Raw genomic sequence first — 20,835 nt, 5'->3', positions numbered from 1 at the left:
GGCGGGAACGTCCTCAGCCGCCCACCCGCCAACCCCTGTACGCCCTGGAGTCTGTCCTTGATCTCCGCCTCCGGTATCGAGCTGCGCGCCGGTGCGCGCGTCCTCATCGAGAACGCCACCTTCCGTGTCGCCAAGGGCGACCGCATCGGCCTCGTCGGCCGCAACGGCGCAGGCAAGACCACCCTCACCAAGTGCCTCGCGGGCGAGGGCATCCCCGCCGCCGGCCAGATCACCCGCTCCGGCGAGGTCGGCTACCTCCCGCAGGACCCCCGTACCGGCGACCTGGACGTCCTGGCCCGGGACCGGGTGCTGTCGGCGCGCGGGCTCGACGTGCTCATCCGCAAGATGCGCGAGAACGAGGAGCGCATCGCGAACGGCAAGGGCGCCACCCGCGAGAAGGCCCTCAAGCAGTACGAGCGCCAGGAGACGGAGTTCCTCACCAAGGGCGGGTACGCCGCCGAGGCCGAGGCCGCCACCATCGCCGCCGCGCTGAACCTGCCCGACCGCGTCCTCGGCCAGCCGCTGCACACCCTCTCCGGCGGTCAGCGCCGCCGTATCGAGCTGGCCCGCATCCTGTTCTCCGACGCGGACACGCTGCTCCTGGACGAGCCGACCAACCACCTCGACGCCGACTCGATCATCTGGCTGCGGGACTACCTGAAGACGTACCGCGGCGGCTTCATCGTGATCTCCCACGACGTCGACCTGGTCGAGACGGTCGTCAACAAGGTGTTCTACCTGGACGCCAACCGGTCCGTGATCGACATCTACAACATGGGCTGGAAGCTCTACCAGCAGCAGCGCGAGGCCGACGAGAAGCGCCGCAAGCGGGAGCGGGCCAACGCCGAGAAGAAGGCCGCCGCCCTCAACGCCCAGGCCGACAAGATGCGCGCCAAGGCCACCAAGACGGTCGCCGCGCAGAACATGGCCCGCCGGGCCGAGAAGCTGCTCTCCGGTCTCGAAGAGGTCCGGATGTCCGACAAGGTCGCCAAGCTGCGCTTCCCGGAACCCGCGCCCTGCGGCAAGACCCCGCTGACGGCGGAGGGCCTGTCGAAGTCGTACGGCTCACTGGAGATCTTCACCGACGTCGACCTCGCCATCGACAAGGGCTCGCGGGTCGTCATCCTCGGCCTCAACGGCGCCGGCAAGACCACCCTCCTGCGCCTCCTCGCCGGCGTCGAGAAGCCGGACACCGGCCAGGTCGTCCCCGGCCACGGGCTCAAGCTCGGTTACTACGCACAGGAGCACGAGACCCTCGACGCCGACCGCACGGTCCTGGAGAACATGCGCTCGGCCGCCCCCGACATGGACCTGGTCGAGGTCCGCAAGGTGCTCGGCTCGTTCCTGTTCTCCGGGGACGACGTCGACAAGCCGGCCGGTGTCCTCTCGGGCGGTGAGAAGACCCGTCTCGCCCTGGCGACCCTCGTCGTCTCCTCGGCGAACGTGCTCCTCCTCGACGAGCCCACCAACAACCTCGACCCCGCCAGCCGCGAGGAGATCCTCGGCGCCCTGCGCACCTACAAGGGCGCGGTCGTCCTCGTCACCCACGACGAGGGCGCCGTCGAGGCACTCCAGCCCGAGCGGATCATCCTGCTGCCGGACGGCGTCGAGGACCTGTGGGGCTCCGACTACGCGGACCTCGTCGCCCTGGCGTGATCCACTGCGTATGGATCATTCGGCCGATCCGTGATCCATCATCTGTGTGAGATCTCCTCGTATCGGGGTGTGTCGTACACGGATTTTGCGGCCGATCCCCTGCATGCCAAGGGATCGGCCGCTTCACTTCGCTGACCTGGTACTTCGCGAATCCACCCGTTCGGCCGTGCGCACACCACTCGATGGAATCGCGTGTTCCGCTTGTGGGGATCGGCTCCTGTCGTCACAACGATGTCTTACGGACCTTGCCGAATGGGTGGCCATCACGCCCAAGAGGGGTGATCATGAGGAGACCAGAGCGCACTTCCCATGAGGAGGCACGGGTGGCCGAGACTCTGAAGAAGGGCAGCCGGGTGACCGGCGCCGCGCGCGACAAGCTCGCGGCAGACCTGAAGAAGAAGTACGACTCCGGTGCGAGCATCCGGGCGCTGGCCGAGGAGACCGGCCGCTCGTATGGCTTCGTCCACCGGATGCTCAGCGAGTCGGGCGTCACGCTCCGTGGGCGTGGCGGAGCGACCCGGGGCAAGAAGGCCGCTACGTCCTGACTCCGGGCGGCCCACCGGCTTCGATGGTGGCCACCCGGTCGGCGATCTGATCGGCCGGGTGGTTACTGTGCAGTCACTTAAGCATGCCCTCGGCATGCCCGGATGACCGCACTCATCGGAGGCGCCCCATGGCTTCGCCCGACCAGGACCTCGCTCCTGTACTCGACAAGGACGGCGTACGGCTCACCGTCGACGACGCGCTCGCCACGGTGACGCTGACCAACCCGGACAAGCGCAACGCGCAGAGCCCCGCCCTGTGGCGGGCGCTCACCGAGGCCGGGCGTCTGCTGCCGGGCTCCGTCCGTGTCGTCGTGCTGCGCGGCGAGGGCAGGTCCTTCTCCGCCGGGCTCGACCGGCAGATGTTCACCCCGGAAGGGATCCCGGGCGAGCCGACCTTCATCGAACTCGCGCGCCGTGACGACGCCGGGCTCGACGCGAGCATCGCCGAGTTCCAGGAGGCGTTCACCTGGTGGCGGCGGAACGACATCGTGTCCATCGCCGCCGTCCAGGGGCACGCCATCGGGGCCGGCTTCCAGCTCGCGCTCGCCTGCGACCTGCGGGTCGTCGCGGACGACGTGCAGTTCGCCATGCGCGAGACCAGCCTCGGCCTCGTACCCGACCTGACCGGCACGCACCCGCTGGTCGGTCTCGTCGGGTATGCCCGTGCGCTGGAGATCTGCGCGACCGGGCGGTTCGTCGGGGCGGAGGAGGCCGTGGCCTCCGGGCTGGCCAATGTTTCCGTGCCCGGTGACCAACTGGACGGAGCTGTGCGGGATCTGACCGCCGCATTGCTGGCTGCGCCGCGGGATGCCGTCGTGGAGACCAAGGCGTTGCTGCGCGGTGCCGTGGACCGTACCTACGACGAGCAGCGTGCGGCCGAGCGTGCCGCCCAGGCTCGGCGGCTGCGGGATCTGGCCGGCGTCGGCGAGTAGCAGTACGAGCGGTCGTGCGGGCCGGTGAGGGCTGGGCGCGCGGTTCCCCGCGCCCCTAAAAGGCGCTTTCCACCGCTGTGATCAGCACCGCCACCGTCGGGCGGTCCTCCAGTGCGTCCCGGACGACCTCGCGGACCCGCTGGGCCACCTCCACGGCTCGGCAGTCCGCGCCGGTCGTCACCTCCACGCGCACATGCCGGTGCGGTAGCGCCGTACCGGCCGTGCGCTCCTCCAGATGTACCGCCCGGCCGAGACCGCCCAGCGAGCCGGTCAGGCCGGTCACCCCGGGGACGGTCAGTGCGGCCTCGGCCGCCCGGGCCTCGTCCGGGTCCGTGGGCCGCCGCGCGGGCGCCGGCCGTGCCGCACGCGTCTTCGGGACCGCCTCCTCCGCCTCCAGCAGGTCGGTCACCCGCAGGTCCACCTCCCTCACCGCGAGCCCGAGCCGCTGCGTCGCGGCCGTCGCCAGGGCCAGCCGCACACGGGACGCCACCACCGGCAGCGGTTCGCCCGCCCCCGCGGCGAAGTCCGCGGTCAGCCGCAGTGCGCCCGGCGGCAGTGCGCTCGGCGGAGCCGGTACGACGGGTTCGCGCACGTCCTCCGGGTCGGCGAGGGTGATCCGCAGCGCGCCCAGCCGCACCCCGGGCACCCCGGCCGCCAGCGCGCGTGCCAGCACCGCCCCGGCCGCCTCCTCCGTGATCCACGCGCCGTCGCCGGGTTCCCCGAGCGGCAGCAGCCGGCCCAGCCCGACCTGGTGCCGTACCACCTGTGTCCATCGTTCCGCCGTCATTCCACCAGCCTGCCGTATCCCCGGCGCGTGGCCGGGGAACCTTGCATACGGTGGTCGCAGGGGACGAACGGGGACGACGACCGAAAGGGACGTACGGCGATGACCGATATGACGACGGCCCCCGAGGACGACCACGAGCCGCAGGTGACGACCCGTAAGGCCACCCGGCGCGGCGGCGGCGATCCGGCGGCGCGCGGACGGACGACCATCGCCGACGGCGTCGTGGAGAAGATCGCGGGTCTCGCCGCCCGGGACGTGGTCGGCGTCCACACCATGGGCAGCGGCCTGGCCCGCACCTTCGGCGCCGTGCGCGATCGGGTGCCGGGTGGCTCCAAGTCGGTGAGCCGGGGCGTGAAGGCCGAGGTCGGCGAGGTGCAGACCGCCCTGGACCTGGAGATCGTCGTGGACTACGGCGTCTCGATCGCCGATGTCGCCCGTGCCGTACGGGAGAACGTGATCGCCGCCGTGGAACGCATGACGGGACTTGAGGTGGTCGAGGTCAACATCGCGGTCAGCGACGTCAAACTGCCCGAAGAAGAGGACGAGGAGCCCGAGCTGCCGCGCATCCAGTGACGCGCCGGCGACCCGGCCCCGCACAACCGACGAGCTGAGGAGCGCCGCATGAGCATGGCAGTGATCGGCATGATCGCCGGAATGGCGCTGGGCTTCGCCGGGTACTTCGGCGGCTTCGCCGCCTTCCTGCTGGTGGCGGCGCTGGGTGCGATCGGGTTCGTCCTCGGCCGGTTCGCGGACGGCGACCTGGAGCTGGGTGAGTTCTTCCGCACCCGTGCCGACCGGCGCGACCGGCGGCGGTGAGCGGCGGTGACCGCCGGGACCGGCGCGGTGCGCCCGGCGCCGGTCCGGGTGCCGCCGGGCGAGCGCGGCGCCACCCGGATCGCCGACCGGGTCGTGGCGAAGATCGCCGCGCAGGCCGCCCGGGAGGCGCTGCCGCCGCTGCCCGCCGACGCGGCGGCACCGCACGCCACGGTCGTCGTCCACCGTGCGGCGGCCCGGGTACGCGTCCGTCTCGAACTCGGCTATCCCTGCGACATCGGCGCCCAGTGCGCCGCCGTGCGCCGCCAAGTCGCCGAGCGGGTGGGTGCGTTGGTGCACATGGCGGTGCCCGAGGTCGCCGTCCAGGTCGAACGGCTGCACCCGGCAGCGCGCGGGAGGGCGTGATGAGCGAGCCCCGGACGACCACCCCGATCCTCGACAAGGACCCCGGTACCGCCCCGCCCGGCCCCGGCGAAGGCAGCGGCCGTTTCTGGTCACCGCGCCGCGTCCCGGCCGCCGTCGTGGCGGTCCTGCTGCTGGCCGGCGCCGGTCTCCTGCTGTACGACATCGCCGCCGTACGGGCCCACCACCCCGCGATGCACTGGCGGCGCGTCCTGGCCCGGCAACTGGCCGAACGGCCCCTGGACGACACCTGGGTGCTGACCGGTGCGGCCGTCGTCGCCGTTGCCGGCCTGTGGCTGATCGTCCTCGCGGTCACCCCCGGCCTGCGCGGTCTGCTGCCCATGCGGCGTCCGCACCCCGACGTCCGGGCCGCACTCGGGCGCGACGCGGCGGCGCTCCTGCTGCGCGACCGGGCCATGGACGTCTCCGGGGTCCGCGCCGTCCGGGTGCGGGTGCGCCGCAAGAGGGCCGACGTCCGCGCCGTCTCGCACTTTCGCGACCTGGACGACGTACGCGCCGACCTGGTCACCGTCCTCACGGACGCCATCCGGGGCCTCGGCCTGAGCCGGCCGCCCACACTGTCCGTCCGGGTGACCCGGCCCGCACGGAAGGGGTGACGCCGATGCGCAGGATCGGCCTGCACCGCGTCCTCCTGGCCCTCGTCGGGCTGCTGCTGCTCGCGCTCGGCGGCGCCGTGCTGGCGGTCGGCCTGGGCGCGCCGCCGCCTTCCTGGTGGATCCACACCGGCCCGCACGACGTCCTGCTCACCCGGTCCGAACGCACCCGCTGGCGGGGCACCGGCTGGTGGGGGGCCACGGTCATCGGCGGTCTGACCATCGTGGTCGTGCTCGCCCTGTGGTGGCTCACGACGGCCCTGCGCCGCCGCCGGCCGACCGAGATCCTGATCGACACCGGCGACGGCGAGTCCGCCCTCCTCCGGGCCGGGGCCCTGGAATCGGCGCTGGCCGAGGACGCCGTTCAGCAGCAGGGCGTGGCCCACGCCGGGATCCTGCTGCGGGGCCGCCGTACGAGGCCCACGGTGAGGGTCTGGCTCCGGCTGGAGCCGGGGGCGGATCCGGCGGCGGTCCTGACCGAGTGCACGACCCGGGCACTGACCCACGCACGCGAGTCGGCGAGGCTGGCATCGCTTCCGGCGGAGGTGCACCTACGGGCCGTGAAACACCGTGCGGAAAGGGTCACTTGACAGCGCGGTGCTGCCGACCGGCTCAAGGGGCGCGGGCAACTGTGCGAGCACCCCACCGCGACCCGCAGGCTAGAACCCGTGCCGCATGCCCCCGTCGACAGGCACCATGATGCCGGACACATAGGACGCCGCCGGAGACAGCAGGAACGCCGCAACCCGCCCGAACTCCTCCGGCGCCCCATACCTCCGCAACGGAATCCGGGACTCGTTCGCGGCCCGAGTGGCCTCAGGGTCGGCGGACAGTGCGTCGAGCTCCCGCACGCGATCCGTGTCGATACGCGACGGCAGCAGCCCCAGCACGCGAATCCCCCGCGGCCCCAACTCGTCGGCGAGCGACTTGGCGAACCCGGCGAGCCCCGGCCGCAGCCCGTTGGAGATGGTCAGCCCCGGAATGGGCTCGTGCACCGACGCGGACAGCACGAACCCGATGACCCCGCCCGGCTCCAGTTCGGCTGACGCCGCGCGCGCGAGCCGCACCGCACCGAGGAACACCGACTCGAACGCGTCCCGCCACTGCTCGTCGGTGTTGTCCGCGACGAACCCCGGCGCCGGCCCGCCCACGCTCACCAGCACGCCGTGGAACCCGCCGAAGTGCTCACGGGCGGCCGCGATCAGCCGCTCCGGAGCCTGCGCGTCGGCGTTGTCGACGGCGACGCCGGCCGCGTTCGGGCCCAGTTCGGCGGCGGCGTCGGCCACCCGCTTCTCGTCCCGGCCGCTGAGCACGACCTTCGCCCCGTCGGCGACGAGTTCCCGCGCGGCGGCGTTGCCCAGCCCGCGGGTCGCCCCGGTGACGACGTACACCCGGTCCTTCAGTCCAAGATCCATGGCCCCTATCCTGCCTGGTCGTCCCCGAACAGCGTGAGCGCGGTGTTCACCAGCCCGATGTGGCTGAAGGCCTGCGGGAAGTTGCCCAGCTGGCGGCCGTGGACGGGGTCGTACTCCTCGGCCAGCAGCCCCACGTCGTTGACCAGGCCCGCCAGCCGGTCGAACAGTTCCCGCGCCTCCTTCGTCCGGCCGGTCATGTGCAGCGCGTCGGCCAGCCAGAACGAGCAGGCCAGGAAGGCGCCCTCGCCGCTCGGCAGCCCGTCGACCACCGAGTCCTCGGTGTCGTAGCGGCGCAGGAAGCCGCCGTGTCCGAGGTCGTCGCGGATCGCGTCGACCGTGCCGACCACCCGTGGGTCGTCGGCCGGCAGGAAGCCGACGCGCGGGATGAGCAGCAGTGCCGCGTCGAGCTCGCGGGAGCCGTAGTACTGCGTGAACGTGCCGCGCTCGGCGTCGAAGCCCTTCTCGCACACCTCCTGGTGGACCTCGGCACGGAGTCTGCGCCAGCCGTCCAGGTCGCCGTCCAGCTCCGGGTGCTGCTCCAGCGTCTTCACGGCCCGGTCGGCGGCCACCCACACCATCACCTTGGAGTGCACGAACTGGCGCCGGCCGCCGCGCACCTCCCACAGGCCCTCGTCCGGTTGCCGCCACGCCGACTCCAGGAACTGCATCAGCGAACGCTGTATGGCCCACATGTGCGGCCGGGTCGGCAGGCCCGACGCGCGGGCCAGGGACAGCGAGTCCATCACCTCGCCGTACACGTCGAGCTGGAGCTGGTCGACGGCGCCGTTGCCGATGCGTACGGGCGAGGAGCCGGCGAAGCCGGGCAGCCAGGGCAGTTCCGTCTCCGGCAGCCGCCGCTCGCCCGCGACGCCGTACATGATCTGCAGGTCGGCCGGGTCGCCCGCGACCGCGCGCAGCAGCCAGTTGCGCCACGCCTCGGCCTCGTTGTGGTAGCCGGCGGTGAGCAGCGCGCCGAGGGTGAGGGTGGAGTCGCGCAGCCAGCAGTACCGGTAGTCCCAGTTGCGCACGCCGCCGGGCTGTTCGGGCAGCGAGGTGGTGGCCGCGGCGACGATTCCGCCGGTCGGGGCGTAGGTGAGGGCTTTCAGAGTGATCAGGGATCGTACGACCATGTCCCGGCAGGGGCCGTCGTAACGGCACTGCCGGGCCCAGCGCCGCCAGTCGGAGACGCTGCTGTCCAGGGCCTCGTAGGGGTCGACGAGCGGCGGTCGGCGCTCGTGCGAGGGGTGCCAGGTGAGCACGAAGGCGACCCGCTCGCCCTCGCCGACGGCGCACTCGGAGTGGGTGCCGTAGTCCTCGCCCCAGGTGTGCACGGCCGGCTCGGAGCGCAGCCAGGCCGAGTCGGGCCCCGCGACGGCCACCCGGTGCCCGTCCGAGCGGCGCACCCACGGCGTGATCGAGCCGTAGTCGAAGCGGAGGCGGAGGGTGCTGCGGACGGTGACCCGGCCGCTGACCCCCTCCACGATGCGTACGACGTCCGGGGCGCGGTCGCGCTGCGGCATCAGGTCGGTGACCCGGACCGTGCCGTCGGCGGTCTCCCACTCGGTGTCGAGGACCAGGGTGTCGGAGCGGTAGGCGCGGCGCGTGCAGGTGTCCGCTCCCTCGGGGGCGATCCGCCAGTAGCCGTGGTCCTCGTCGCCCAGCAGTTTCGCGAAGCAGGCGCCGGAGTCGAAGCGGGGCAGGCACAGCCAGTCGATCGAGCCGTTCCGGCCGACCAGCGCGGCGGTCTGCTCGTCCCCGATGAGGGCGTAGTCCTCGATGCGCGCGTCCACGGGATGCGGCTTCCCGGCGGGCCGGGGGGCCAATCAGGGGGTGCGCCGGGGGAGTGAAGCCGTCCTGGGGAAGCCGGAGTCACACCGTGGCCGGTTCCGGCTCCTCCGGCTTCGGCTCCGCCGCGGCCTCCTCCCGGTCGCGGATCTCCCGCCGGACCAGGGTCCACCAGCCGAACGGGACGGCCGCGGCGAACAGCCACCACTGGATCATGTACGCGTAGTTCAGCGGGGCGTCCTCGCTGCCGGGGTCGGAGATCTGCTCCGGCGAGCCGTCCTTGGGCGTGGGCGCCGTCTGCTCCACATAGCCGCCGAGCACCTGCGCGCCGAGCCGGTGCGCCTCCTGGGCGCTGTTGATCAGCATGATCTGCCGGTCGGGCAGGCCCTTGACGTTCTTGATGCCGCTGGCCGCGGTCGTCTCGTCGGCCATCAGCCGTCCGGTGACGGTGGTGCGGCCGGACGGCGGGGCGGGGATCTTCGGGAAGGCGGTCTGGACTCCGTTGGCGGGGATCCAGCCGCGGTTGACGAGCAGCACCTTGCCGTCGGTCAGGACGAACGGAGTGAGCACATGGAAACCGACCTCGCCGTCGGAGCTGGTCCGGCGGCGGACCACGACCTCCCTGGCGGTGTCGAAGGCGCCGGTCGCGGTGACCGTGCGGTACTTCTCGGTGCGGGTCACGGCGTGCCCGGGGGAGGTCAGCCGCTCGACCGGGACCGGTTTCGCGTGCAGTGCCGAGGACACCAGGTCGTTGCGGGCGGTGCGCTCCTCGTATCGGTGCTTCTGCCAGAAGCCCAGCCTGATCATCGTCGGGATCAGCGCGATCGCGACGAGCGTGAGGATCACCCACTGGCGGGACAACAGGAAGCGGTAGCGGTGCACCCCACGACGGTACCTCCGAGCCGTGGGGTGCATTCAGGCGGGTACCGGGTCACACCCGGTCGACGATGCCCACCTTCCCGTCGGCGCGGGCGCAGTGGGCGCCGCAGTAGAACTGGCCGTCGGCCTCCACGCCCTGGCCGATGATCTGTACCCGGCAGTGCTCGCAGATGGGGGCCATGCGGTGGATCGCGCAGGAGAAGCAGTCGAAGACATGCACCGCGCCCTGTGCGTGGACCTCGAAGGTCATGCCGTAGTCATTGCCGCAAACTTCACATTTCGCCATGCGCCACAGAGTGAGTCGTCGTGGCGGCCGGGGCGAGCGGGTTCCGGGTGAGTCGTGTGCCAATCACTCATCCGTACGATCACTCGTCGGCGGGCTCGACGTCCCGCAGCAACTGCCCGAACGCGGCCTCGTCGACGATCGGTGTGCCGAACTGGCGCGCCTTGACGACCTTGGACGTGCCCGAGTCGGGGTCGTTGGTCACCAGCAGGCTGGTCAGCCGGGAGATGCTGGACGCCACATGCAGGCCGGCCTCGGTGGCCCGGTCCTCCAGCAGCTCGCGCTCGACGGACGTGTCTCCGGAGAACGCCACCCGCATGCCCTGTTTGAGGCGTTTGCCGTCTTCGTAGCGCCCTGGGTTGGGATAGGGGCATGCGGGCCTTTTGCGGGAGGGGCGCCAACTGCTGGACCGATAGCCGCCGTAGCCCCCGAGTGCGCCGGACGACTGCCGGGGCACCGGCCGGTCCGACCACTCCGTCAGCGGGCGGCACTCCAGCAGCGGCAGCCGTACGCCGCCCGCCGCCGCGGCCCGCAGACTGGGCCGGAAGGCCTCCGCCAGCACGCGCGCGTCGTCCAGCGCGTGGTGCGCCCGCTGCTGTACGACGCCGTAGTGCGCCGCCAGCGACTCCAGCTTGAAGTTGGGCAGCGGCAGCCCCAGCTCCTTCGACAGGGCGATGGTGCACAGCCGCTGACGCACCGGTGCCTCGCGCTTCGCGCGCGCGTACTCCCGCGCGATCATCTGCCAGTCGAAGACGGCGTTGTGCGCGACCAGCACCCGGCCGTCGAGCCGGGCCGCGAAGTCCTCGGCGATGTCCGCGAAGCGCGGGGCCCCTTCGAGCACCTCGCTCGTCAGACCGTGTATCCACACGGGTCCCGGATCGCGCTCCGGGTTGACCAGCGTGTACCAGTGGTCCTCGACCTCGCCGCGCTCGTCCAGCCGGTAGACGGCCGCCGAGATGATCCGGTCGTCCCGGGCCAGGCCGGTGGTCTCCACGTCAACGACCGCGTATCCCTTCGGATACGCGGCCGGCCACTGGGTGGGGGAGGACACTGCGGTCGCACGGTCTTCGAGCATGGTCACTGAGGATACGGGCCACGACTGACAGCGGGGTCCCGCAGGCCCCGGTGGCGCCGCCGGTTCCCCGCCCAGCCGCTCGACCGTCGCACGCGCGTGCGTGCACCTCGCCCACTCGCCCGCCTGGTCCCGGCCTCCCGGAAAGCTCGGGTCGAGGGGCTCCGTTGTGCGCCTCTCGGCCGACCGGGCCGGGGTCCGCAGGGGCGGGACCCGCCGGCCGGGCGGCCCACGCGTGCGTGCTCGTCCCGTGCCTCTCAGCCCGCCGAGTCGGCTGGGCGGGTGAGCGCACTCGGTGCCAGCAGGGACCGTACCAGCGCACTCACGGCTGTCACGAACAGCCGCTCGGTGTCCACCGGGCGGGCCAGCGCACGCGCCAGCGCCGGGTCGTCCCCCGCGGCGACCGCACGCCACAGCTCCTCCTCTCCGGGGTGCTGGGCCGGCGCCCGCTCGCGGTTGCGCTCCACCAGCACATGTCCGACGACCTGGAACTGCACCGCGCGGACGAACTCGGCGGCCCGCGCCCCGCGCAACCCGGCCGCGTGCGCCTCGCGGACCAGGACCTGCTGCGCGGGCAGGAACATCCGCTCGGTCAGGCCCCGTTCGTGCACCAGGGCCACCAGATGCGGGTGGTCGCGCAGCCGGCGGCGCAGCGCACAGGCGACGGAGACCACACGCTGCTCCGGCGTGCGCCCCGCCGGGCGGATCTCGCCGAGGTCGGCCACGGTCCGCTCCACGAGTGCGTCGAGCAGCGCCTCGCGGCCCCCGACGTGCCAGTAGATCGACGTCACGGCGGTGCCCAGCTCGGCGGCCAGCTTGCGCATGGTCAGGGCGTCCGGGCCGTGCTGTCGCACCAGCCCCGCGGCGGCGTCCAGCACCGCCTCCCGGCTCAGCGCACTTCTCGGACCGCTCGCCATGATCTCCCCACTCCCGTCCGTCCGCGTGTCTTTACCCCGCCCGAGGTCTGCTGTAACTGTGTTACAGGTGACGGGCCGTCAGAAATCCCGTCAGGAACACCGTCAGAACCCCGTCAGGATCACCGGCCGGCAGAAGGGCGGTACGGCGTATGGCACGCGAACACGCACGCGTACGCTACGGCGCACGGAGCGAGCGGGAGATCGCCGCGACCCGCACCGCGGGCGCGCGGCTTGCGGACATCTGGTCCACCGGCGTGGTGGCCGTCTGGGAGACCGACCCGGACGCGGTCGCCGCGGTCCTGCCACCGCCCCTGAAACCCACCGGCAGCCCGCTCGTGCGGGTGACCATCAGCAAGGTCGACCTGCCGGGGTACCCCCTCGGCGCGGGCTCGTTCGCGGTCGCCGCCGCGCACGGCACGGCCGAGGGCTGGTACCCGCTGGTCATGCCCATGACCCAGGAGCGTGCCCTCACCGGCGGGCGCGAGGTCTTCGGCGAGCCCAAGAAGCTCGGCGAGGTGACGGTCGAGCGCGACGACGGCGGTGTACGCGCGGTGCTGGCCCGGCACGGCATCGCGTTCGTGGAGGTGCGCGGCACGGTCGGCGGCGAGCTGCCCCTGCCGGAGCCGAGCCGCAGGACCGACTTCTACTTCAAGTTCCTGCCCGCCGTGGAGGGTTCGGGTTTCGACGCCGACCCGGTGCTGGTGCACTGCGTGCGCCACGAGAAGGTGCGCCGACTGGAGCGCGTCACCGGCGAGGTCGTCCTGCGGGAGTCGGCGTACGACCCGGTGGCCGACCTTCCGGTGCTGCGCCTGCGCGAGATCACCCTCGGCGAGAAGACCAGCGACCAGAGCGGCCGGGTCGTCGAACGGGTCGACGCCCAGGCGCTGCTGCCGTACGTCCATCAGCGCTACGACGATCCGCTGCAGATCCTCGACGCACCGCCCGAAGGGAGCTGAGCCGCATGGATCTGCACGCCGGACAGGTCGCCGTCGTCACCGGAGCGGCGAGCGGGGTCGGGCTCGCGATGGCCCGCCGGTTCGCCGCCGAGGGCCTGAAGGTGGTCCTCGCCGACGTGGAGGAGGCCGCACTCGACAAGGCCGCGGCCGGCCTGCGCGCCGAGGGCGCCGACGTGCACGCGCGCGTGGCCGACGTCGGCGAACGCACCCAGGTCATGGAGCTGGCCGAGGCCGCGTACGACACCTACGGCGCCGTGCACGTCCTGTGCAACAACGCGGGCGTCGGCTCGGGCGCCGAGGGCCGGATGTGGGAGCACGACCCGAACGACTGGCGGTGGGCCTTCGCCGTCAATGTGTGGGGGGTCTTCCACGGCGTCCAGGCGTTCGTGCCCAGGATGATCAAGTCGGGCCAACCCGGTCATGTGGTCAATACATCCTCCAGTGACGGCGGCATAGCACCGCTGCCGACGGCCTCCGTGTACGCGGTCACCAAGGCGGCCGTCGTCACCCTGACCGAGTCCCTGTACGCCCACCTGAAGGCCGAGCACGCGCGCGTGGGCGCCTCGGTGCTCTTCCCGGGTCCGCACATGCTGCGCACCGGCCTGTGGGAGTCGCACCGCAACCGCCCCGCCCGCTACGCCAAGCAGCGCCCGCGCAGGACCCCGTACCGCAGCCTCGGCCAGTGGGAGGAGGCGATGCGCGCGGCCGGCCAGGAGGTCCGCTTCACGCCCGTCGAGGAGGTCGCCGACCTCGTCGTGACCGGTATCCGGGCGGACCGCTTCTGGCTGCTCCCGGCGAGCGAGCACAGCGACGCCCAGATCCGCGCCCGGGCCCGGTCGATGCTGGACCGGGCGAACCCGTCGTACCTCGAAAGCTTCGTCCTGGACTGAGCGGAGGCCCTGGTGAGCGCATACGACGACCCCTATCTGATCATCTCCTCCGACTGCCACGCCGGACTGCCCACCGAGGAGTACCGGCCCTACCTGGAGAGCCGTTTCCACCGGGACTTCGACGAGTTCCTCGCCGGCCAGGGCCGGCGCCGCGCGGAGATGACCCGGCTCGGCATCCGCAACGAGGCCTTCGCCGACCAGTGGTTCCGCGACAACGAGGAGGGCCTGCGGGGCGGCTGGGACACCGCACAGCGCCTGAAGGAGCTGGACGGGGACGGCGTGGCCGCCGAGGTGGTCTTCCCGGACGCCGACGCCGTCGACAGCCGCACCGCGGCGCCCTTCGGCGTGGGCCTCGGCCTCACCGGCGACCAGGACCCGCAGCTGGGCATGGCGGGCGCGCGGGCGCACAACCGCTGGCTCGCGGACTTCGTCTCCGAGCACCCCGAACGGCACTGCGGCGTCGCCCTGCTGCCGGTCACCGGCGAGGTGTCCGAGGTCGTCGCCGAGATCCGCCGGGCCAGGGAGTCCGGCCTCGGCGCCCTGATGATCCCGGCGATGTGGGCCGGTAAGGAGCCGTACCACGACCGCCGTTACGACCCGGTGTGGGCGGCCGCCGCCGAGTGCCGGATGCCCGTGCTCACCCACTCCGGTGCCGCCCCGCGCGAGGAGTACGGCGACCACCTCGGCATCTTCGTGAGCGAGGTGACCTGGTGGCCGGCCCGGCCGCTGTGGTTCCTGCTCTGGTCCGGAGTCTTCGAACGCCACCCGGGGCTGCGGTTCGGCGTCGCCGAGTCCGGCTGCTGGTGGCTGCCGAACCTGCTGTGGTTCATGGACCGCCTCTACCTCGGCGCTCACGGCGGCAAGAAACTCTCCCCGTTCGAGGGGCTGAAGCGTCCGCCGCACGAGTACCTGGACCGGCAGGTGTTCGTCTGCGCCACCAACACCAAGCGGCGTGAGCTGGCCCAGCGGTACGAGATCGGCGTCGACAACATCCTCTGGGGCAGCGACTTCCCGCACCCCGAGGGCACCTGGCCCGACACGCGCGCGTGGCTGCGCCGTACCTTCCACGACATCCCGGTGGACGAGACCCGCCGGATGCTGGGCCTCGCGGCGGCGGAGGTCTTCGGCTTCGACGTCGCAAGGCTGACGCCGCTCGCCCGCCGTATCGGCCCGACCCCCGCCGAACTCGGTCAGCCGGCCGACCAGGCGGCCGTGGAGGCGTCCTGGGCGCGCTCGCGCGGGACGGGCCGGCACTGGCTGACCGACGAGGACTTCCCGGTTCTGGGGGTGACCCGATGAACGACGACCGCTACACGGTGATCTCCGCCGACTGCCACGCGGGAGCCGATCTGCTGGACTACAGGCCGTACCTGGAGAAGCGGTACCACGACGACTTCGACGTCTGGGCCGCCACCTACGTCAACCCCTACGAGGACCTGCTCGCCGACTCCGCCGACCGCAACTGGAACTCCGAGCGGCGCCTCGCGGAGCTGGAGGCGGACGGGATCGTGGCGGAGGTGATCTTCCCGAACACCATCCCGCCGTTCTTCCCGTCCGGCTCGCTCATGGCCCCGCCGCCGGGCGCCGAGGACTTCGAGCGGCGCTGGGCCGGGCTGCGCGCCCACAACCGCTGGCTCGCGGACTTCTGCGCGGCCGCGCCGGGCCGCCGGGCCGGTGTCTTCCAGATCCTGCTCGGGGACGTCGAGGAGGCCGTCAGGGAGATCCGCTGGGCCGCGTCGGCGGGCCTCAAGGGCGGCCTGATGCTGCCCGGCACCCCGCCCGGCTCCGGACTGCCCGAGCTGTACTCGCGCATCTACGACCCGATCTGGGCCACCTGCGCGGAACTCGGCGTCCCCGTCAACCACCACGCCGGCTCGGCCTCCCCGCCGCTCGGCGAGGAACCGGCCGCCCGCGCGGTGTTCATGGTGGAGACGACCTGGTTCTCCCACCGCGCCCTGTGGCACCTGGTGTTCGGCGGCGCCTTCCGCCGTCACCCGGAGCTGAGACTGGTCCTGACCGAACAGGGCTCCGGCTGGATCCCCGGGGTGCTCGGCATGCTGGACTACTACCACGGCCGTCTGGTCGCCGCGTCCGCGCAGGCCGACACGGCGGAGGCCAAGTTCGGTGCCGGACTCGCCGACGGCATGGGCGAGCCGCCCTCCCGGGTCTGGCGGGACCACTGCTTCGTCGGCGCCAGCTTCATGCGCCCGCACGAGGTGCCGCTGCGCGACCGCATCGGCGTCGACAAGATCATGTGGGGCAGCGACTACCCGCACGACGAGGGCACCCACCCCTACACCCGCGAGGCCCTGCGCTTCGCCTGCGCGGGCGTCCCCCACGACGAGCTCGCGGCCATGCTCGGCGGCAACGCCGCCCGCGTCTACGGCTTCGACCTCGACCTGCTGGACTCGGTCGCGGCCAAGGTCGGCCCCACGGTGGCGGAGATCGCCGAACCCCTGCCGGAACCCCCGGCGGACGCGACCAGCCCGGTGTTCGCGCGGGGGGCGTCGGTGCGGGTGTGGTGACGGCAGGGGTGCGATCCTCCCTGCTGTGACGGAACCAACCCATGACGAGGCGCACGGCGGTGCGCTGGGCTCCCGCCTGAACTGGCTGCGGGCGGCCGTCCTCGGGGCGAACGACGGCATCGTGTCCACCGCCGGACTCGTCGTCGGCGTGGCCGGTGCGACGGACTCCCGTGCCGCCCTGCTCACGGCCGGTCTGGCCGGCCTGCTCGCCGGGTCCATGTCGATGGCGGCCGGGGAGTACGTGTCCGTGTCGACGCAGCGGGACTCGGAGATGGCCGCGCTGGCCCTGGAGCGGCGGGAGCTGCGCGAGCAGCCGGAGCTGGAGCTGGAGGAGCTGACCGAGCTGCTTCGGCAGCGCGGGCTGTCCCACGAGGTCGCCCGGGAAGCCGCCGAGCAGCTCACCGCGCGGGACGCGTTGAAGGCCCACGCGCGCGTGGAGCTCGGTATCGACCCGGACGAGCTGACCAACCCGTGGCACGCGGCCTGGGCGAGTTTTCTGGCGTTCACCGTCGGCGCGCTGCTGCCCCTGCTGGCCATCGTGCTGCCCCCGGCCGCCTGGCGGCTCCAGGTCACTGTGGCGTCCGTACTGGCCGCGCTCGTCCTCACCGGGTGGAGCAGCGCCCGGCTGGGAGCGGCCGACCCCGGGCGCGCAGTGCTGCGGAACGTGCTGGGCGGGGCGCTCGCGATGGGGGTGACGTACGCGGCGGGGAGCCTGCTGGGGGCGGCGGGGGTATAGCGGACTCCGGCACCCTGGCCGCGCAGCACGCGGCGGCGACGGCGTACCGTGAAGTGCGCTCGACCACCCCCTGAGCGCACCGCACGATCCCGCACGAGAAGGACCCTCGCCATGCGCGCCACCACCATCCACGCCCCGTACGACATGCGTGTGGAGGACGTCCCCGAGCCCGTGGTGCAGCTGCCCACCGACGCCGTGGTGCGGGTGCTGCGCGCCTGTATCTGCGGCAGCGACCTGTGGGCGTACCGCGGTGAGGCGGCCCGGCAGCCGGGCCAGCGCATCGGGCACGAGTTCCTCGGGATCGTCGAGGAGACCGGCTCCGAGGTGGGTACGGTCAAGCGCGGTGACCTGGTGGTCGCGCCGTTCATGTGGTCCGACGGCGTCTGCGACTACTGCCGCGAGGGCCTGACGACGTCCTGCGAGCACGGCGGCTTCTGGGGCTCCGTCGGCCACGACGGCGGTCAGGGCGAGGCGGTGCGCGTGCCCTTCGCCGACGGCACCCTCGTCCAGCTGCCCAAGGACGCGGCCTCCGACGACCACCTGCTGTCCGCCCTGCTGACCCTCTCCGACGTCCTCGGCACCGGCCACCACGCGGCCCTCGGCGCGGGCGCCCGTCCCGGCGCCACGGTCGCCGTCGTCGGTGACGGCGCGGTCGGCCTGTGCGCCGTGCTGGCCGCCAAGCGGCTCGGCGCCGAGCGGATCATCGCGCTGGGCCGGCACGAGGTCCGTACCGACATCGCGCGCCGTTTCGGCGCCACCGACGTCGTCGCCGAGCGCGGGGACGCGGCCGTCGAGGCCGTCCGGGAACTCACCCGCGGTCAGGGTGCGCACGCCGTCGTGGAGGCGGTCGGCACCGAGCAGTCCATGCGCACGGCCGTCAACATCACCCGCGACGGCGGCGCGATCGGCTTCGTGGGCGTGCCGCACGGCAGCGGCACCGGCCTCGACCTCGGCGTCATGTTCGACCGGAACATCGCCCTGCGCGGCGGGGTCGCGCCGGTGCGCGCCTACATCCCGGACCTGCTCCCCGACGTCCTCGACGGCACGATCGACCCCTCCCCGGTGTTCGACATGACCGTCGGTATCGAGGGCGTCCCCGACGGCTACAAGGCCATGGACGAGCGCACCGCCCTCAAGGTGCTCGTCACCAACGACCAGTAACCGGCCACGGCCGGCCGGCTCCAGTGGATCGGCAGCGGCAGCGCCGTGAGCAGGCCCGAGACCGCGACGACCGCGCCCAGCGCGATCACCTCGGCCCGCGCGGGCGCGTACGCGGTCAGCGGGTCTCCGGCGCGGCGCAGCCGGATCCGCGCCCACAGGGCGAGCAGCGCGACGGCGGCGACCAGGACGGCCTTGGCCAGCAGGGTGCGTCCGTACGCCGTCGTCGTCAGCTGGTCGGGAATCGTGGCCGACGGCATCCGGCGCAGCCAGCTGCACACGCCCGTCGCCGTGACGGCCGCGAGCAGCACGGCCGCCACGCGCGCGTAGCGGCCGAGCAGCGCGGCCCCGGCCGGGTCGCCGCGCCACAGCCTGAGCAGCCGCAGGACATGCAGCAGACCGCCGGCCCACAGCGCCGCGCACGTCAGATGCACCAGCGTCAGACCCGAGCCGGCCAGCGGGCTCTGCTCGGTCTCGGGATGGGCACGCAGCGCCTCCGCGACCACCACGGCGGCCAGTGGCCACACCTGGGCCGCCGGGCGCCGAGAGACCGCCGCTGCCAGGAGGAAGGCGTTGACCTCCAGCAGCGCCAGTTCGCCGTCGCGGGAGCCGTACAGGCCGCCGACGTCGATCTGGCCGAGGCGGTGCGGGATCAGATTGCCGGCGGCCACCACCGAGGCGAGCGCCAGCGCGGCGACGAAACCGGCGGCCGTGGCGAACGGCGCCCAGCTGAGCGGCCGTTCGGGCGGGACGCCGGGCAGGCCCCGGGCAAGCCGGTGCACGAACAGCTCACCCAGGGGGACGCCGAGCGCGGCGCACAGCACCGCGCGCATTAGCCCGATGCCGCCGGTCCCCGGCGCGGCGGCCTCCCCGGTGCCGTGCAGCGCCGCCGACGGCCCGAGCAGCGGGATCAGGGTGCCCAGTGCCACCAGGACCAGCAGGGCGGCGGCCCGGCCGGTGCCGGACCGGCGGGCGCGGCCGGCTTCGTCGCCCACCTCGGCGGACGGTCGTATCAAGCGCACTCGCTGAGCTTCGCCAGTCGCCGCAGAACCGGGCAAGTCCCGGAAAACAACTGGCAGTACGGCATTCCGCGCATCCGTACGTTTCCGGCCGCCCGCGTACTCACCGCCAGCGGGCGGTGTCCGAGCCCCAGGGCACCGGGGGCCGTGCCCAGTCGGCGGGGCCGCCCCTGAAGGACACCGGCGGCAATGTGTGCCGCAGCCGGCCGAGCGGGCTGCCGGTCTCCGTCAGCCAGGCCTTCGGCCCCTCGTACGGCGCACCCGTGGCCGTGGTCGGCCGGATCCCGTCCGTCAGCCAGAGCGCGGTCCGGGCCAGGGCCACCCGCACCCATCGGCCGCCGCCGTCGTACGACTGCTCGGTCAGCGCCCGCAGAACGGCCGCCGCCAGCAGGTAGCCGGTGCCGTGGTCCAGCGCCTGTGCGGGCAGCGCACCGGGCTCCGCGGCCGAACCCTCGGTCGCCGCGATACCGGTCGCCACCTGTACCAGGCTGTCGAAGCCGCGTCGCCCGCCCCAGGGGCCGTACGCTCCCCACGCCGAGACCTGCGCGACGACCAGCCCGGGCCGGCGCGCGAACAGCGCCTCCGGGGAGAGCCCGAACCGGTCGAGTGCGCCCGGCCGGTAGCCGGTGACGACGACGTCGGCCGAGGCCAGCAGCTCCTCGAAGGTGTCCCGGTCGGCGCCCAGGTCGAGCGTGGCGGACCGCTTCCCGAAACCCGTGTCGGCGTGCTGGTCGGGGAGTTCGGGCAGCCAGGGGGCGTCCAGGCGGAGCACGTCCGCACCCAGCAGGGCGAGGGTGCGGGTGGCGACCGGACCGGCGAGGACCCGGGTGAGGTCCAGTACGCGCAGGCCGGCGGCGGGCAGCAGGGGGGCGGCGGCCGGGTCCAGGGGAGTGAGCACGCGCGCGGGTGCCGTGGTGGGCCGCTCGCGCTCGACCAGCGGCCGTGCGGCCACCTCGGCGGCCTGCTCGTGCGCCTGCCACTCCTCCGGGGTGCGCAGGGCCACGGCGAGGCCGCCGGCGCCGTACACCGCCTTCTCGACCTCCGGCGCGGAGCGTTCGGCGAGCCGGGCGGCCACCGCCTCCACCGAGGCGTCCGCGGACAGGCCGAGCGCGTCGAGCAACCGGGCCCGGTGGTGGGGGTAGTTGGCGTGGGTGCGCACCCAGCCGTCGGCCGTCCGCCAGAACCGGGACAGCGGCGCGAAGACGACCGGCGCCCGCCCGTCGACCAGCAGATGCCGTTCGCTGTGGAAGGCGGCCGCGACGGCGCCGTCGTCGACCCGGACGCCGGGCAGCTCGCCGAGGCCGGCCCGGCGGGCCGCCAGCTCCGCGGCGGCCAGCGCACAGGCGCCTACGCTGCCGCGGGCGAGTTCCCGTACGGGAAGGCGCGCCCGGAGCGCGCCCTCCCGCGGCACGGTGGTGAGCCGTGCGAGATGGGCGGGATCGCCGCCCAGAGCGGACCACGCGAAGTTGATTCCAGTCATGACTGCACTA

The 20,835-nt window shown here is 73.1% G+C and carries 23 protein-coding genes; 14 read left to right on the top strand and 9 right to left on the bottom strand.

Annotated features, from left to right (window positions below; genetic code table 11):
- Positions 1–57: 57 nt before the first annotated feature.
- From abc-f to ACZ41I_RS20850, 3 genes are all read left to right on the top strand, one after another.
- A complete protein-coding gene (abc-f, locus tag ACZ41I_RS20860; protein WP_363214899.1) occupies positions 58–1,656 on the top strand; it encodes a ribosomal protection-like ABC-F family protein in 1,599 nt (532 codons plus the stop codon).
- 323 nt (positions 1,657–1,979) lie between these two features.
- Complete coding sequence (locus tag ACZ41I_RS20855) at positions 1,980–2,201, top strand: helix-turn-helix domain-containing protein (RefSeq protein ID WP_010355597.1); 222 nt, start codon at positions 1,980–1,982, stop codon at positions 2,199–2,201.
- Positions 2,202–2,329: 128 nt separating this feature from the next.
- Positions 2,330–3,133, top strand: coding sequence for an enoyl-CoA hydratase/isomerase family protein (locus tag ACZ41I_RS20850; RefSeq protein ID WP_363214898.1), 804 nt, complete (start codon positions 2,330–2,332; stop codon positions 3,131–3,133).
- A gap of 55 nt (positions 3,134–3,188) precedes the next feature.
- Here the strand turns inward: ACZ41I_RS20850 and ACZ41I_RS20845 are convergent, their stop codons facing one another.
- Positions 3,189–3,920 (bottom strand): nucleopolyhedrovirus P10 family protein, encoded by a 732-nt coding sequence (locus ACZ41I_RS20845; protein WP_468514764.1) that lies wholly within the window; start codon positions 3,918–3,920, stop codon positions 3,189–3,191.
- A 99-nt stretch (positions 3,921–4,019) separates the two neighbouring features.
- On the opposite strand from ACZ41I_RS20845, the gene ACZ41I_RS20840 reads away from it, so the two are divergent.
- The 5 genes from ACZ41I_RS20840 to amaP are packed head-to-tail and all read left to right on the top strand — an operon-like array spanning position 4,020 to position 6,300.
- The gene (locus ACZ41I_RS20840; protein ID WP_363214896.1) at positions 4,020–4,493 is read left to right on the top strand and encodes an Asp23/Gls24 family envelope stress response protein; all 474 of its coding nucleotides are present in this window, start codon (positions 4,020–4,022) and stop codon (positions 4,491–4,493) included.
- 48 nt (positions 4,494–4,541) lie between these two features.
- Positions 4,542–4,736 carry a hypothetical protein gene (locus ACZ41I_RS20835; protein WP_363214895.1) on the top strand — a complete coding sequence of 65 codons (195 nt, stop codon included), beginning with the start codon at positions 4,542–4,544 and terminating at the stop codon, positions 4,734–4,736.
- A gap of 6 nt (positions 4,737–4,742) precedes the next feature.
- Positions 4,743–5,099, top strand: a complete 357-nt coding sequence (locus tag ACZ41I_RS20830; RefSeq protein WP_468514763.1) for an Asp23/Gls24 family envelope stress response protein — start codon at positions 4,743–4,745, stop codon at positions 5,097–5,099.
- A complete protein-coding gene (locus tag ACZ41I_RS20825) occupies positions 5,099–5,713 on the top strand; it encodes a DUF6286 domain-containing protein (RefSeq protein ID WP_468514762.1) in 615 nt (204 codons plus the stop codon). The genes ACZ41I_RS20830 and ACZ41I_RS20825 overlap by 1 nt, the downstream gene beginning before the upstream one ends.
- 5 nt (positions 5,714–5,718) lie before the next feature.
- Complete coding sequence (amaP, locus tag ACZ41I_RS20820) at positions 5,719–6,300, top strand: alkaline shock response membrane anchor protein AmaP (protein WP_468514761.1); 582 nt, start codon at positions 5,719–5,721, stop codon at positions 6,298–6,300.
- Positions 6,301–6,369: 69 nt separating this feature from the next.
- Here amaP and ACZ41I_RS20815 read toward each other — a convergent pair whose 3' ends face one another.
- The 6 genes from ACZ41I_RS20815 to ACZ41I_RS20790 all read right to left on the bottom strand — a co-directional run bounded on the left by ACZ41I_RS20815 (position 6,370) and on the right by ACZ41I_RS20790 (position 12,061).
- The gene (locus ACZ41I_RS20815) at positions 6,370–7,125 is read right to left on the bottom strand and encodes an SDR family oxidoreductase (protein WP_468514760.1); all 756 of its coding nucleotides are present in this window, start codon (positions 7,123–7,125) and stop codon (positions 6,370–6,372) included.
- 5 nt (positions 7,126–7,130) lie between these two features.
- Positions 7,131–8,915: a glycoside hydrolase family 15 protein gene (locus ACZ41I_RS20810; protein ID WP_468319941.1), complete on the bottom strand. Its 1,785-nt coding sequence runs from the start codon at positions 8,913–8,915 to the stop codon at positions 7,131–7,133.
- Positions 8,916–8,994: 79 nt separating this feature from the next.
- Positions 8,995–9,825: an SURF1 family cytochrome oxidase biogenesis protein gene (locus tag ACZ41I_RS20805; RefSeq protein WP_363214889.1), complete on the bottom strand. Its 831-nt coding sequence runs from the start codon at positions 9,823–9,825 to the stop codon at positions 8,995–8,997.
- Positions 9,826–9,841: 16 nt separating this feature from the next.
- Positions 9,842–10,075: a hypothetical protein gene (locus tag ACZ41I_RS20800; RefSeq protein WP_363214888.1), complete on the bottom strand. Its 234-nt coding sequence runs from the start codon at positions 10,073–10,075 to the stop codon at positions 9,842–9,844.
- Positions 10,076–10,154: 79 nt separating this feature from the next.
- Positions 10,155–11,147, bottom strand: a complete 993-nt coding sequence (locus tag ACZ41I_RS20795; protein WP_468514759.1) for a DEDDh family exonuclease — start codon at positions 11,145–11,147, stop codon at positions 10,155–10,157.
- A 254-nt stretch (positions 11,148–11,401) separates the two neighbouring features.
- Positions 11,402–12,061, bottom strand: a complete 660-nt coding sequence (locus ACZ41I_RS20790; RefSeq protein ID WP_399770424.1) for a TetR/AcrR family transcriptional regulator — start codon at positions 12,059–12,061, stop codon at positions 11,402–11,404.
- 149 nt (positions 12,062–12,210) lie between these two features.
- On the opposite strand from ACZ41I_RS20790, the gene ACZ41I_RS20785 reads away from it, so the two are divergent.
- From ACZ41I_RS20785 to ACZ41I_RS20760, 6 genes are all read left to right on the top strand, one after another.
- Positions 12,211–13,017, top strand: coding sequence for an acetoacetate decarboxylase family protein (locus ACZ41I_RS20785; protein ID WP_468514758.1), 807 nt, complete (start codon positions 12,211–12,213; stop codon positions 13,015–13,017).
- A gap of 5 nt (positions 13,018–13,022) precedes the next feature.
- On the top strand, positions 13,023–13,907 hold the full coding sequence (locus ACZ41I_RS20780; RefSeq protein WP_468514757.1) for an SDR family NAD(P)-dependent oxidoreductase: 885 nt from the start codon (positions 13,023–13,025) through the stop codon (positions 13,905–13,907).
- A 12-nt stretch (positions 13,908–13,919) separates the two neighbouring features.
- Positions 13,920–15,206 (top strand): amidohydrolase family protein, encoded by a 1,287-nt coding sequence (locus tag ACZ41I_RS20775; protein ID WP_363218788.1) that lies wholly within the window; start codon positions 13,920–13,922, stop codon positions 15,204–15,206.
- A complete protein-coding gene (locus ACZ41I_RS20770; protein WP_399770431.1) occupies positions 15,203–16,432 on the top strand; it encodes an amidohydrolase family protein in 1,230 nt (409 codons plus the stop codon). The genes ACZ41I_RS20775 and ACZ41I_RS20770 overlap by 4 nt, the downstream gene beginning before the upstream one ends.
- 25 nt (positions 16,433–16,457) lie before the next feature.
- Positions 16,458–17,168, top strand: coding sequence for a VIT1/CCC1 transporter family protein (locus tag ACZ41I_RS20765; protein WP_363218790.1), 711 nt, complete (start codon positions 16,458–16,460; stop codon positions 17,166–17,168).
- Between the two features lie 111 nt (positions 17,169–17,279).
- On the top strand, positions 17,280–18,329 hold the full coding sequence (locus ACZ41I_RS20760) for a zinc-dependent alcohol dehydrogenase family protein (protein WP_399770433.1): 1,050 nt from the start codon (positions 17,280–17,282) through the stop codon (positions 18,327–18,329).
- Here the strand turns inward: ACZ41I_RS20760 and ACZ41I_RS20755 are convergent.
- The gene (locus tag ACZ41I_RS20755) at positions 18,272–19,348 is read right to left on the bottom strand and encodes a CopD family protein (RefSeq protein WP_468514756.1); all 1,077 of its coding nucleotides are present in this window, start codon (positions 19,346–19,348) and stop codon (positions 18,272–18,274) included. The genes ACZ41I_RS20760 and ACZ41I_RS20755 overlap by 58 nt on opposite strands.
- A 100-nt stretch (positions 19,349–19,448) precedes the next feature.
- Positions 19,449–20,825: a CoA transferase gene (locus ACZ41I_RS20750; protein WP_468514755.1), complete on the bottom strand. Its 1,377-nt coding sequence runs from the start codon at positions 20,823–20,825 to the stop codon at positions 19,449–19,451.
- Between the last annotated feature and the right edge of the window lie 10 nt (positions 20,826–20,835).

This window comes from Streptomyces sp. NPDC030799, assembly GCF_055572255.1.
This window is presented reverse-complemented; position numbering and strand designations above follow the sequence as displayed.